The organism is Mesorhizobium sp. ESP-6-2 (assembly GCF_020164675.1).
In the GTDB taxonomy this organism is placed as follows: Bacteria; Pseudomonadota; Alphaproteobacteria; order Rhizobiales; family Rhizobiaceae; genus Mesorhizobium.
Genome location: NZ_JAIUGT010000002.1, coordinates 818,568 through 830,722, shown reverse-complemented (window position 1 = coordinate 830,722; position 12,155 = coordinate 818,568). Strand labels below are relative to the sequence as shown.

The 12,155-nt window shown below is 63.3% G+C and carries 12 protein-coding genes; 6 read left to right on the top strand and 6 right to left on the bottom strand.

Going from position 1 to position 12,155, the window contains the following annotated elements; genetic code table 11:
- Positions 1 to 4 precede the first annotated feature (4 nt).
- From rnr to rpmG, 6 genes are all read left to right on the top strand, one after another.
- On the top strand, positions 5 to 2,323 hold the full coding sequence (gene rnr / locus LB532_RS09170) for a ribonuclease R (RefSeq protein WP_140638864.1): 2,319 nt from the start codon (positions 5 to 7) through the stop codon (positions 2,321 to 2,323).
- The gene (locus tag LB532_RS09165) at positions 2,323 to 2,769 is read left to right on the top strand and encodes a DUF983 domain-containing protein (protein ID WP_140638865.1); all 447 of its coding nucleotides are present in this window, start codon (positions 2,323 to 2,325) and stop codon (positions 2,767 to 2,769) included. Before rnr ends, LB532_RS09165 begins: the two co-directional genes overlap by 1 nt.
- A 73-nt stretch (positions 2,770 to 2,842) precedes the next feature.
- Complete coding sequence (locus tag LB532_RS09160) at positions 2,843 to 3,583, top strand: NUDIX hydrolase (RefSeq protein WP_140638866.1); 741 nt, start codon at positions 2,843 to 2,845, stop codon at positions 3,581 to 3,583.
- A 23-nt stretch (positions 3,584 to 3,606) separates the two neighbouring features.
- The gene (locus LB532_RS09155; RefSeq protein WP_140638867.1) at positions 3,607 to 4,782 is read left to right on the top strand and encodes an MFS transporter; all 1,176 of its coding nucleotides are present in this window, start codon (positions 3,607 to 3,609) and stop codon (positions 4,780 to 4,782) included.
- Between the two features lie 149 nt (positions 4,783 to 4,931).
- Positions 4,932 to 5,390: a hypothetical protein gene (locus LB532_RS09150; protein ID WP_140638868.1), complete on the top strand. Its 459-nt coding sequence runs from the start codon at positions 4,932 to 4,934 to the stop codon at positions 5,388 to 5,390.
- Between the two features lie 152 nt (positions 5,391 to 5,542).
- Entirely contained in the window at positions 5,543 to 5,710 is a 168-nt protein-coding gene (rpmG, locus tag LB532_RS09145; protein WP_006201775.1) for a 50S ribosomal protein L33, read from the top strand.
- 87 nt (positions 5,711 to 5,797) lie between these two features.
- Here rpmG and LB532_RS09140 read toward each other — a convergent pair whose 3' ends face one another.
- The 6 genes from LB532_RS09140 to LB532_RS09115 all read right to left on the bottom strand — a co-directional run bounded on the left by LB532_RS09140 (position 5,798) and on the right by LB532_RS09115 (position 12,044).
- On the bottom strand, positions 5,798 to 6,865 hold the full coding sequence (locus LB532_RS09140) for an ABC transporter ATP-binding protein (protein WP_140638869.1): 1,068 nt from the start codon (positions 6,863 to 6,865) through the stop codon (positions 5,798 to 5,800).
- Between the two features lie 3 nt (positions 6,866 to 6,868).
- Positions 6,869 to 7,717 carry a carbohydrate ABC transporter permease gene (locus LB532_RS09135; RefSeq protein WP_140638870.1) on the bottom strand — a complete coding sequence of 283 codons (849 nt, stop codon included), beginning with the start codon at positions 7,715 to 7,717 and terminating at the stop codon, positions 6,869 to 6,871.
- Positions 7,717 to 8,640, bottom strand: a complete 924-nt coding sequence (locus LB532_RS09130; RefSeq protein ID WP_140548113.1) for a carbohydrate ABC transporter permease — start codon at positions 8,638 to 8,640, stop codon at positions 7,717 to 7,719. Before LB532_RS09130 ends, LB532_RS09135 begins: the two co-directional genes overlap by 1 nt.
- A gap of 178 nt (positions 8,641 to 8,818) precedes the next feature.
- The gene (locus LB532_RS09125; RefSeq protein WP_140638872.1) at positions 8,819 to 10,096 is read right to left on the bottom strand and encodes an ABC transporter substrate-binding protein; all 1,278 of its coding nucleotides are present in this window, start codon (positions 10,094 to 10,096) and stop codon (positions 8,819 to 8,821) included.
- Between the two features lie 29 nt (positions 10,097 to 10,125).
- Positions 10,126 to 11,313 carry a PLP-dependent transferase gene (locus LB532_RS09120; protein WP_224556632.1) on the bottom strand — a complete coding sequence of 396 codons (1,188 nt, stop codon included), beginning with the start codon at positions 11,311 to 11,313 and terminating at the stop codon, positions 10,126 to 10,128.
- A complete protein-coding gene (locus LB532_RS09115; RefSeq protein WP_140501544.1) occupies positions 11,310 to 12,044 on the bottom strand; it encodes a FadR/GntR family transcriptional regulator in 735 nt (244 codons plus the stop codon). The genes LB532_RS09120 and LB532_RS09115 overlap by 4 nt, the downstream gene beginning before the upstream one ends.
- Between the last annotated feature and the right edge of the window lie 111 nt (positions 12,045 to 12,155).

The window sequence follows — 12,155 nt, the reverse complement described above, 5'->3', positions numbered from 1 at the left end:
CGGCGTGGCGCGCAGGATCTCCGCAAGAACCCACGGCGACCCGCGCACCGCCGGCACAACGGCCAAGGTCAAGGGCGACTACAGGCCCTCGCGTGACGAAATCCTGCGCTACATCGCCGAAAATCCGGATCGCGCTGGAAAACGCGACATCGCGAAGGCATTCGCGCTGCGCGGCCCGGACCGCATCTGGCTGAAGGATCTCCTGCGCGACCTGCAGGACGAAGGCGTCCTGACCAAGGAGCGTAAGCGGCTGGCCCGCGTTGGCGCCCTGCCCCATGTCACGGTGCTCGACATTTTCGACCGCGACGCCGACGGCGTGCTGCTGGCGCGTCCCACCGAACACACTGCCAATGGACCGCCCCCCATCGTTTCCATCCGCCTGTCGCGCAGTGGCGGCGGACCGGCGCCTGGCATTGGCGATCGCGTGCTGGCCAAGACCTTTCCCGCCGACGACACGAACGTCGCCTTGGGCGGCCCGGCCTACACAGGGCGGGTGATGAAGATATTCGAGAAGCGCACGGATGCCGTTCTCGGCGTCTTTCGGGTGCTTCAGGACGGCAGTTTCCGCATCGAGCCGGTGGAGCGCCGGCAACCCGAACTGATCGTCGACAAGGAATTCCAGAACGGAGCCAGGAACGGCGATCTCGTCGAGGTCGAGCCCGCCCGGGCCTCGCGCTATGGCTTGCCGAGGGCGAAAGTACTCAACGTGCTGGGCTCGCTGACCAGCGAAAAGGCGGTCTCGATGATCGCCATCCACGCGCATGACATTCCGCATGTCTTCCCGGCCGACGTCATCGCCGAAGCCGAAGCCGTCAAGCCTGCGACGATGGCGAACCGGGAGGACTGGCGCGAACTGCCGCTGGTCACCATCGACCCGGCCGATGCCAAGGACCACGACGACGCGGTGTTCGCTACGCCCGATCTCGACGAGAAGAACCCCGGCGGCGTGGTCATCACGGTCGCCATCGCCGACGTGGCTGCTTACGTCCGCTACGGCACGGCACTCGACCGCGAAGCGCTGAAGCGCGGCAACTCGGTCTATTTCCCCGATCGCGTCGTGCCGATGCTGCCCGAGCGCATCTCCAACGATCTCTGCTCACTGCGCGAAGGCCAGGATCGCCCGGCTCTCGCCGTGCGCATGACCTTCTCGGCGGACGGGCGCAAGATCAGGCATTCCTTCCATCGCGTGATGATGAAATCGGCGGCCAAGCTCGCCTATCCACAGGCGCAAGCCGCAATCGACGGCGCGCCTGACGACAAGACCGGCCCGATCCTCGACACGGTGCTGAAGCCGCTATGGGACGCCTATGCGATCCTCAAGCGCGGACGCGATGGCCGCCAGCCGCTCGAACTCGACCTGCCCGAGCGCAAGATCCTGCTGAAGCCCGACGGCACGGTCGATCGCGTCGTCGTGCCGGAACGGCTCGATGCCCATAAGCTCATCGAAGAATTCATGATCCAGGCCAATGTCGCCGCCGCCGAGACACTCGAGGCGAAGAAGCAGGCGCTGGTGTACCGCACCCACGACGCGCCCTCGCTGGCCAAGCAGGAATCGCTGCGCGAATTTCTGCAGACCCTGGGCCTGTCGCTGGCGCGCGGTGCGCAGATGCGGCCCGCCCAGTTCAACGGCATTCTCGAGCGCGTGCGCGGCGCCGACAACGAAGGCCTGGTCAACGAGGTGGTGCTGCGCTCGCAGAGCCAGGCCGAATATTCGCCCAAGAACATCGGCCATTTCGGCCTCAACCTGAACCGTTATGCGCATTTCACCTCACCGATCCGCCGTTACGCCGACCTCATCGTGCACCGCGGGCTTATCGCCGCACTCGGCCTGGGCCCAGGGGGCCTGACGCAGGAGGAGGAAGCGCGGCTCGAGGATGTTTCGGTGCTGATTTCCGGCACAGAACGCCGTGCGATGGCGGCCGAACGCGACACGGTCGACCGGCTGATCGCCGCTTATCTCGCCGAGCGCATCGACGACCGTTTCGACGCCCGCATTTCCGGCGTCACCAAATCGGGACTATTTGTCCAATTGCCGCAGTATGGCGCGGATGGTTTCATCCCCGTGTCAACTCTGGGCGGCGATTACTATATATACGACGAAACGGCCCGCTCGCTCTACGGAGACCGCTCGGGCAAGGGTTATCAGCTGGCGGACCGTGTCGAGGTCCGTCTCGTCGAGGTGGCGCCGATGGCCGGCGCGATGCGCTTTGAGATGTTGACCGACCCGAAGCCCCTGCCTGGCTCCGTCAGGTCGTTTCACAAGGCAAAAGGCCGCGCCCGTGCGTCACAATCGCGCCCTGGCTCGCGCGGCAGGAGACGATGATGGCAAAGGGCATGGAAGAACAGGTTTTCGGCGGCGAACTTCATTCGGGCCGGGTCGCGCGTCCGCTATGGACGGCGATGAAGCGCGGCATGCTCGGCCGCTGCCCGCATTGCGGCGAAGGCAAGCTGTTTCGCGGCTTCACCAAGACCGTCGAGACATGCAGCGTCTGCGGCGAGGAGATACACCATCACCGCGCCGACGATCTGCCTGCCTATCTGGTCATCGTCATCGTCGGCCACATCGTGCTCGGCGCCTTCATGGGCGTCGAGGCGACGTCGACCCTTTCCACCTGGCAGCACATCGCCATCTGGGTACCCTTGACGATCCTGCTGTCGGTTGCACTGCTGCAGCCGGTGAAAGGTGCCGTCATCGGATTGCAATGGGCATTCTATATGCACGGTTTTGCTGGCGAACACGACGTGGCTGAATCCCATCCCGGTGCCTGAGGTGCTGGCTGGCGCAACATGCCAACCGTCAAGGCTACTTTCGCATGCAAGACGTTTCCGCTAGGTCCTGTGCATGGAAGGAATGACCAAGGCGGACGTCGACAGGCTCGACACGGGTCTGGCCACGCATCGCGGCAGGGCGATTCGTCCACGTGATGCCGCGACTCTGATCCTGCTCGACGGCAAGGCCAACGACTTGCGGGTCTTGATGGGTCGCCGTCATGCCGGTCACGCCTTCATGCCAGGCAAGTTCGTTTTTCCCGGCGGCCGTACCGACCCGGCGGACAGCCGCATCCCCACCGCCACCGCGCTGCATCCCGAGCAGGAAGCAAAGCTCATCGCCGGCCCCGGCCGCACGAGCGAGGCGCGTGCCCGCGCCATCGCCTTGTCGGCCATCCGCGAGACCTATGAGGAAGCCGGGCTGCTGATCGGTCGCAAAGGCGCCTTCGCCACGACAAGGTCTGATTGGCAAGGCTTTGCCGAACATGGAGTGCAACCTGCCCTGGACATGCTGCGCTTCATTGCGCGCGCCATCACGCCGCCCAACCGGGTGCGCCGCTTCGACACTCGCTTCTTCTGCGCCTGGCGCGGCGACGTCGCCGTCGAACTGCCAGGCGGCGGTCCGACCAACGAACTCGAGGAACTGGTCTGGCTGCCGCTTGCCAAGGCCAGGGAAGCCGACATTCCCGACATCACCCGGATGATCCTGGACGAGCTGGAAAGCCGCCTCGCCCACGATCCGCTGTTGCGTCCGGGCGGTCCCGTGCCCTTCTACCGGCTTGTCCGCAACCACTTCACCCGCGAAATTCTGTAGAACATCGAGTATTCAGACATAACATGACGGTCGATACCCAACCAAAGGGCGACGAGCGCGTACACTGGCTGCCGATGGTGGCGGCGATCTCGTCGATCAGCGTCGTCGGCATTGCCATCGGCCTCGGCATGCCGCTGCTCAGCGTCATCCTGGAGACGCGCGGCCATTCGGCCTCGATGATCGGCCTCAACACCGCGGTCGCCGGCCTGGCCTCGATCGCCGGTGCCCCGCTCGCTACGCCGCTCGCCATGCGCTTCGGCGTTGCCTGGACGATGATCGCCATGATTGCCGCCGGCGCACTCGCCTTCGTCGGCTTCCATTTCGCGCCCGATTTCTGGATGTGGTTTCCGCTGCGTGTCGTGCTGCACATCGCGCTGACGGTGCTGTTCATCCTGTCGGAATTCTGGATCAGCACCTCGGCGCCGCCGCATCGGCGAGGCCTTGTGCTCGGCATCTACGCCACCGTGCTGTCGCTCGGCTTTGCCGCGGGGCCGTGGCTGTTCGCCCATCTCGGCAGCAGTGGCTTCCGGCCCTTCGGCGTCATCATAGCGCTGGTGGCACTGGCCGCGATCCCGGTGCTGGCGGCGCGCAACGAGAGCCCGACGATTGTATCCGACGGTGAAACCAGCAATTTCCTGCGCTATATCTGGCTGGTGCCGACCGCCACCGCCGCCGTTCTGGTGTTTGGCGCCGTCGAAACCGGCGGTTTCGCCCTGTTCCCTGTCTATGGCAGCCGCATCGGCTATTCCGAAGCCGACGCAGCCTTGCTGCTCACCATGATCGGCCTTGGCAACGTCCTCTTGCAGATCCCGATCGGCATGATCAGCGATCGCGTCTCGGACCGCCGCTACCTGCTTCTGGCCTGCGCCACTGTCGGCCTTGCCGGCACGATCTTCATGCCGCATCTGGCCGGCAACTGGCACCTGATGGCGGGCCTCCTGTTCGTCTGGGGCGGCGTGGTCGCGGCCATGTACACGATCGGGCTCGCCCATCTCGGCTCGCAGCTTTCGGGCCATGAGCTGGCTTCGGCCAATGCCGCCTTCGTGCTGTGCTACGGTGTCGGCATGGTGCTCGGCCCGCAGGCGATAGGCATCGGCATGGATGCGTTCGGCCCTTCTGGCTTCGGCTGGTCGCTCGGGCTGTTCTTCGCCGCCTACATGGCCCTTGCCAGCGTCAGGCTGGTCCGCAAGATCTTGTAAGCCGCCATCGGCGCAAACCGGATTCGCGATCGCCCACTACCGGCTGGCCCCATAACTGGCTACCCCAGATGACTGGCTGCTGACAGAACCGTGTCAGCAGCCAAGGTTTATACGGAGACCTCAAAACACTTGAAGTTGAGGAGACTCCGATGATCGACAGCGGCTTTGAAACCACATCATTGCGGATGACGCTGCTCCTGCTTGTCACTTTCCAGGCGCCGGCTGCGGATGTCGACCGCATCATGGACGCAGTGGTCGCGCTGGCGCCGCTGGCCATGGGTACATATGACCGCAACGCCTACCAGTCGGCGCACGGCATCGAGCGCTACCGGCCACTTGACGGCGCAGCCGCCGGCGCCGAGACCGAATTGCGGCGGCGCCCCGGCACGGTCGAGGTTTCATTCGAACTGCCCGATGACCAGGAATTGGCGGCGCGGGTCGTCGAAGCGATCTTTCAGGCGCACAGCTACCAGGAGCCGGTGATCCGCATTCAGCCGGTCCTTGCCAGCCGTTCCAAGGGGCTGGACGATCGCGCCAATCCGAATCGCTGGTGGAACACCACGGGAGATTGGAAGAAAACCATCGTTCTGGAGGCGGAACACGTGTGAATGCCGACAGGCATTGGCTTCCGTGACGGCCGCAAGGCGCGTCGGGCTTGACTTTCCGGGCGCGTTCTTTATGTGTCGCGGCAAGTTTCCCGCGTCCGGGTGTTTTCCCGTGCTCCAGCGGCCAAAACCCCACGAACAAACGGACTGATACCATGGCCAAAGCCGCAAACATCAAGATCAAGCTTCTGTCGACCGCCGACACCGGTTTCTTCTACGTGACCAGCAAGAACAGCCGCACCAAGACGGACAAGCTGTCGTTCCGCAAATACGACCCGGTCGCCAAGAAGCACGTCGAGTTCAAGGAAACCAAGATCAAGTAATCTGTTTTTCCGAGAGAATGCCGAAACGCCGCCCATCGGGCGGCGTTTTTGCATGCAATATGTCTTGGCCGCTCGGCGGCCGCGCCCCTATCCTACCCGGCCGCCGCTTTTCGGTTCGAAAACATGCAGCGCCGCGGGATCGGCCGATAGCCGCACTGTCTCGCCAGGCTTCACGCCGGCGCGGCCCATGGCGAACACGCAAAGCTGCTGGCCGGCCAGCTTGACGTAGAATTGCGTCGAGAGCCCGAGCGGCTCGACCACCACCACTTCGCCTTGCAGCGGACCGTCATCCGCCAGCCTCATATGCTCCGGCCGCAAGCCGACGGTAACCGCATCGCCCTCCCTGAGCGGCAGGCCATCCTGCAATCGCAGTTTCTGGCCATCGGACAGCACTGCATCCGCCTTGCCGCCCTTTTCGACCCTTGCCGGCAGGAAATTCATGCCGGGCGAGCCGATGAATCCGGCGACGAACATGTTGGCCGGCCGGTCGTAGAGGTCGAGCGGCGCACCGACCTGCTGGACGACGCCGTCATGCATGACGACGATGCGATCGGCCATGGTCATGGCTTCGATCTGGTCATGCGTGACATAGACCGATGTGGTCTTCAGTTGCTGGTGAAGGGCCTTGATCTCGGCGCGCATGTGCACGCGCAGCTTGGCGTCGAGGTTCGAAAGCGGCTCGTCGAAAAGAAAGACCTTGGGATCGCGCACGATGGCCCGACCCATGGCGACGCGCTGGCGCTGGCCGCCGGAAAGCTGGCGCGGCAGGCGTTGCAGGAAATTGTTCAGCCCAAGCCGTCTGGCGGCGCCGTCGACACGCGCGTCGATCGCCTGCTTCTCTGCCTTCCTCAGCATCAGGCTGAAGCCCATGTTCTTCGACACGTCCATATGCGGATAGAGCGCGTAGGACTGGAACACCATGGCGATGTCGCGGTCTTTCGGCGCGACGTCGTTGACCAGCCGCTCGCCGATACGAATCTCGCCATCGGAAACCTCCTCCAGGCCGGCGATCATGCGCAGAAGCGTCGATTTCCCGCAGCCGGACGGACCGACGAGGACGACGAACTCGCCGTCGGCGATGTCGAGGTCGACCGCGTGCAGCACACGCACGGCGCCATAATCTTTGCGGACCTTTTCCAGCGTAACGGAAGCCATCGATTATCCCTTCACGGCGCCGGCGGTGAGGCCGGTGACGAGATAGCGTTGCAGGAAGCCGAAGAAGATGCAGACCGGGATCAGCGCCAGGATCGACGCCGCCATCATCTGCCCCCAGTCGACGGCGAACTTGCCGATGAAGGTGAGCAGGCCGACGGCGAAGGTCTTCTTATCATCGCTGGAGATCAGCATCAGCGCGAACAGGAGTTCACTCCAGGCAGCGGTGAAGACAAAGCCGAGCGTGGCGCCCATGCCGGGCAGCGTCAGCGGCACGATCACCCGGCGCATCGCCTGCGCGCGTGTGCAGCCGTCGATCATCGCCGCCTCCTCCAGGTCCTTCGGTATGCCGTCGAAGAAGGACTGCATCAGGAAGGTTGCAAACGCGGTGTTGAAGGCGGTGTAGATGATGATCAGTCCGGTCAGGCTGTTGATCAGGCCGATCTGGCCCATCACGCGATAGATCGGTGGAATGACCATGACTAGCGGGAAAGTCTGGGTCAAAAGCAGCATCAGCGCCAGTGCCGCCTTGCCGCGAAAGGTGAAGCGCGACATGGCGTAGCCGGCGAGCGTCGCGACGACAGTCACCAGTGCCGCCGTCGAAACCGAGACGATGACGCTGTTGAGGAAATAGCGCGGAAAGTCGGTGGCCTCGAGCACGGTGACAAAGTTCTGCAACGTCATCTTCGACGGCCAGAAGGTGATGCCTTCGGAATAGAGAAGCCGTTCCGGTGTAACCGATATCTTCAGGGTCCAGAAGATCGGGAACAGGGCGAAGATCACATAGGCCGCGATGGCCGCATAAAGCCCGACGCCGCCGAAGAAGCGTTGCGAAGATGAGCGTCCCGCGATCATCAGACGTGCCTCACCAGAGAGCGACGGATGGCGATCAGCGCAATCGCATAGGCTATGAGCAGGACGAGCAGCAGCACGGCAACCGCCGATGCGTAGCCCTTGTCCAGCGACTTGAAGGCGCTGACATAGATGTAGACCGGCACCGTATTGGTCGACCCGGCCGGCCCGCCCTCGGTCATGACGAAGATCAGGTCGGCGAAAGTGGCGATCCAGATGGTGCGCAGCATCACCGTGATGGCGATGGTCGGCGCCAGGAACGGCAGTGTCACCTTGGTGAAACGTTGCCAGGGCGAGGCGCCGTCGATCGCCGCCGCCTCATGCAGTTCCGCGGGAATGGATTTCAGTGCTGCCAAAAGCGTGATGGCAAAGAACGGAATACCGAACCAGACATTGGCGACGATCGGCCCCCACATGGCCGTCGCGGGATCGGAGAGAATGTTGGTCGGCTCGGCCTTCAGCCCTAACGCGAACAGCCAGTGCGGCAGCGGCCCGATGATCGGATTGAACAGCCAGGCCCAGGTCAGGCCCGACAGGAAGGACGGCACCGCCCAGGGCAGGAACACCAGCGCTTGCACGAGTTTACGGCCGTGAAACGGCTTGTCGAGCAGCAGCGCCAGGCCAAGGCCGAGGAAGAACTGGAAGAACAGGCTGGAGACCGTCCACCACAGCGTATTGACCAGCGCCTGGCCGAGCACGGCATCCGACAGCATAGCCTGATACTGCCCGAGCCCGACATATTCCGACTTGAAAGCCGAAAACTTACGGAAGGAATAGCTGATGCCGATGACCAGCGGCACCAGAAGTACCACGACCAGCAGGATGATCGCCGGGCTGAGATATAGCCAGGGTTCGGTGGCAGCGTGCGTCAGCCGCTTCTTTCGAGGCTTGCCGGCGGGTCGTATTTCGGAAACGGCATAGGTCATTGGCGCTCGCGGTGAAGGGTGGATGCCGGCGTGGCAACAGCACCCTTCTCCCCGTTTACGGGGAGAAGATGCCGGCAGGCAGATGAGGGGAGCACTGAGTTGACAGAACCTGGCGCCGCCCCTCATCCGGCCCGATCGGGCCACCTTCTCCCCGTAAACGGGGAGAAGGGAAGAAAAGCTACTTCTTGTTCTTCGCCATCCAGTCCTGCTGTTCCTTGGTCAGGAAAGCGGCCCATTGATCGGCAACTTCCTTGGCCGTCTTTTGGCCAAGCAGCACTTCCTGGAAATTCTTGATCGCCACCTGGTCGACGAAATTGCCGAGGTTCTCCAGATGCGTCGGCGGCGTCACCATTTCATATTTGGCGCTGTCGCTGAGCTCGGTGAACCAGCCCTTGAACTGCTCGGTCTTGAAATGCGGATCCTGGTCGGCGCCGTTGTGGATGGGGACGACGCCGACTTCCTTTGCCCATTCCAGATTGTCCTTGGGCGACAAAAGCGTCGCCATCAGCTTCCAGGCGTCGTCCTTGTGCTGCGAATTGGCGAACATCGCCCAGCCGGCATAGCCGAGCGTCGGATAGGATTTGCCGCTCGGCCCGACCGGCAGCGGCGCCACGGCGAAGTCGTCTGCGCTCATCTTGTCGGCGATGCCGAGAAGCGCGTCGGGATCCTGGTTCAGCATGGCGCAGGTTCCGGAATAGAAGCCGGTGACGGTTTCGTTGAACCCCCAGCTCACCGCGTCCTTGGGCGCCAGGCCCTGCTTGTACATGTCGGCCAGCATCTGCAGGCCCTTGACCGAGCCCTCCTCGTTGATGGTCGAGGTGCCGTCCTCGTTGAAGTAGCCGCCCTTGCCCTGAGCGATGTTCATGAACATGTGCATGCCGTTGAAGGCGCCGGGGCCGCCGCGCAGGCAGTAGCCGTATTTGCCCGGAATGGCGGAGATCTTCTTGGAATCGGCGACGAATTCGTCGAGCGTTGCCGGCGGGCCGTCGAGGCCGGCTTCCTTGAACAGCTTCTTGTTCCAGAACAGCGCGTTCACATAGTAGCCGTAGGGGATCATGAACTGGGTGTTGTTGACGGTCGAGCCGAACTGCTTGGCTCGGTCCCCGAGCGTCTTGGCATCATCCCACTTGGCCATGTACGGACCGAGATCCTCCAGCTGGGCATTGTTGGCGTAGAGGCCCATCCAGCGTTCCGGCATCTCGACCACGTCGGGCGTATCGCCCGCCTGCACCATGGTCAGGAACTTTTCGAAAGCCTGCCCCCAGGGCAGCGAGATCAGCTCGACCTTGATGCCGGGATTGGCCTTTTCGAATTCGGCGATCTGCTTCTTCAGGAACTCCGTGCGCGGCGGGCTGGTGATGACTTCGACCATTTTCAGGGTCGAATCGGCCAGCGCGCTTCCGGCGGAAATCGCCAATCCCGCGGCTGTGGCAAGCATGACGGTCAGTTTTTTCATCTTCAAGACTCCCATTTTGAAGCGGCTTGTTATTTTCTGGCTTTTTCGAAGGCCTGCGCCACGTCGGCCCACAGATCCTCGACACTTTCCAATCCGACATTGAAGCGGATGGTTCGGGGGCTGACGCCGAAGCGCGCCATCGAATTCAGTCCCGGCGTCTGCTCCAGCGACGCCTTGGCCGGCACGACCAGGCTCTCATGGCCGCCCCAGCTCACGCCGATGCGGAAATATTTCAACGCATCGACGAAGACGGGGATGTCGATATCCTCGGTGACCTCGAAGGAGAACAACCCCGCGTAACCAGCAAGCGTCGCCTTGCCCGGATGGTTCGAATAGGCGGGGTGGTTGACGCGCTCGACATTGCCATGCGCCTTCAGCCGCTCGGCGATGGCGAGCCCGCTCTTCATGTGGTGCGGCAGGCGCAGCGGCAGCGTGCGCAACCCGCGCAGCAAGAGCCAGGCCTCGAAGGGCGAAAGCTTGCCGCCGAGATAGGAATAGGTCTGCTCGTTGATGTGCTTGATGTGGGCGGCCGAGCCTGCCACCACGCCGGCGACCGTATCGCTGTGGCCGCCGAGATATTTCGAAGCCGAATGCAGCACCAGATCGACGCCATGCGCGATCGGCTTCTGGAACACAGGCGTTGCCCAGGAATTGTCGATCGTGGTGACGATGCCCTGCTCCTTCGCCAGCCGGGTCAGGTGAGCCAGGTCCTGCAGCTCGAACATCATCGAGGTCGGGCTCTCCAGATAGAGCAGCCTGGCGCCCGGAAGGGCCGCCGCCACCGCATCCGGATCGGAGCCGTCGACATAATCGACCCTGATGTTGAGCCGCGGCAAAAGCCGCTCGAACAGCCGGTAGGCATCACCATAGCAATTGCGCACCGCAACGATGCGCTCGCCGGCACCGACGAAGGCGAGCACCGTGGCGCTGATCGCCGCCATGCCGCTGGAAAAGCCGCGCGCGGCCTCGGCGCCCTCGAGCGCGGCGACGCGTGCCTCGAACTCCATCACCGTCGGATTGTCGCCGCGCGAATAGATCGGCTGCTTCCGTTTGCCGGCAAAAGTATCCGCCATCTCGGCATAGTTGGCGAAGGTGAACAGCGATGTTTGGTAGATCGGCGGCACCACCGCCCCACCTGGGAAAGGCTCGTCATGCGCCAGAAGCGTCGCCGCCTCGGCAAGATAGTCGTGATCGAAACCTGAGGGATGTTCGTTCATGTCTGGCTCGAAAGTTTGAGTTTTGCCGCGCCGCGCTTGAGGTCGTCCTCGACGGTGGCGATCAGCTTGAGCGCCTCGGCGCGGGCGCCGTGCGGGTCGCGCGCGGCGATGCGCTCGTAAATGGTCCGATGGTAGGGAAAGCTGGCGTGGCCGAAGTCGCGCACGCCGAGCGGATGCTCCCAGAAGCGGTGGAACAATTCGTGCATGGCGGCGATGATCTGCTCGAACAGCGGGTTGCCGGAAACCCTGTAGATCGCTTGGTGGAACTCCCAGTCCTCTTCCGAAGACATGCCCTCGCGCGTGCGGAACGCCTGCTCCATGATGTCGAGCTTGCGCTCGATTTCGGCGATATCGGTCTGGCTCGCGCGTTCGGCGCAAAGGGCGGCGGCTTCCGCCTCCAGCGCGCGGCGGATTTCAAGCGTCTGCATCAGGCTGGTGAAGTCGTTGCCGCCCGCAAGCGTCAGCGGCAGATGCAACATGTCCGGCGAAACGGCTGCCTTGAGATAGGTGCCGCTGCCTTGCCGGCGCTCGACCAGCCCGAGCCCTTCCCACCGCGTCAGCGCCTCGCGCACCGTGTTGCGGCTGACCTTCAGCCGCTCGGCCAGGATGCGTTCCGTTGGCAGCCGCTCGCCCGGCTGGAGGGCCTCGGCACGAACAAAGCCTACCAACGCCTTCAGCACGGCGTCGTCACGCGCCGTCGTCTGAATAGGTGGCAGGCTGTTTTGATCCACAATTCCTCCCGAACCGCTGGCAAGTGGTTCAATGGTCCAACCAATTCGTGCACAGATCGCACCTCCTGTCAATCTGATGTCAGGAGACCTTCCACCGTAAAGCTCGCAACG

What these genes read in the sequence shown, in the direction of transcription:
- LB532_RS09155 (WP_140638867.1), top strand. Translation starts at nt 3,607, where the DNA reads ATGACGGTCGATACCCAACCAAAGGGCGACGAGCGCGTACACTGGCTG.
- LB532_RS09165 (WP_140638865.1), top strand. Translation starts at nt 2,323, where the DNA reads ATGGCAAAGGGCATGGAAGAACAGGTTTTCGGCGGCGAACTTCATTCG.
- LB532_RS09130 (WP_140548113.1), bottom strand. Translation starts at nt 8,640, where the DNA reads ATGACCTATGCCGTTTCCGAAATACGACCCGCCGGCAAGCCTCGAAAG.
- LB532_RS09150 (WP_140638868.1), top strand. Translation starts at nt 4,932, where the DNA reads ATGATCGACAGCGGCTTTGAAACCACATCATTGCGGATGACGCTGCTC.
- LB532_RS09140 (WP_140638869.1), bottom strand. Translation starts at nt 6,865, where the DNA reads ATGGCTTCCGTTACGCTGGAAAAGGTCCGCAAAGATTATGGCGCCGTG.
- rpmG (WP_006201775.1), top strand. Translation starts at nt 5,543, where the DNA reads ATGGCCAAAGCCGCAAACATCAAGATCAAGCTTCTGTCGACCGCCGAC.
- LB532_RS09160 (WP_140638866.1), top strand. Translation starts at nt 2,843, where the DNA reads ATGGAAGGAATGACCAAGGCGGACGTCGACAGGCTCGACACGGGTCTG.
- LB532_RS09120 (WP_224556632.1), bottom strand. Translation starts at nt 11,313, where the DNA reads ATGAACGAACATCCCTCAGGTTTCGATCACGACTATCTTGCCGAGGCG.
- LB532_RS09125 (WP_140638872.1), bottom strand. Translation starts at nt 10,096, where the DNA reads ATGAAAAAACTGACCGTCATGCTTGCCACAGCCGCGGGATTGGCGATT.
- LB532_RS09135 (WP_140638870.1), bottom strand. Translation starts at nt 7,717, where the DNA reads ATGATCGCGGGACGCTCATCTTCGCAACGCTTCTTCGGCGGCGTCGGG.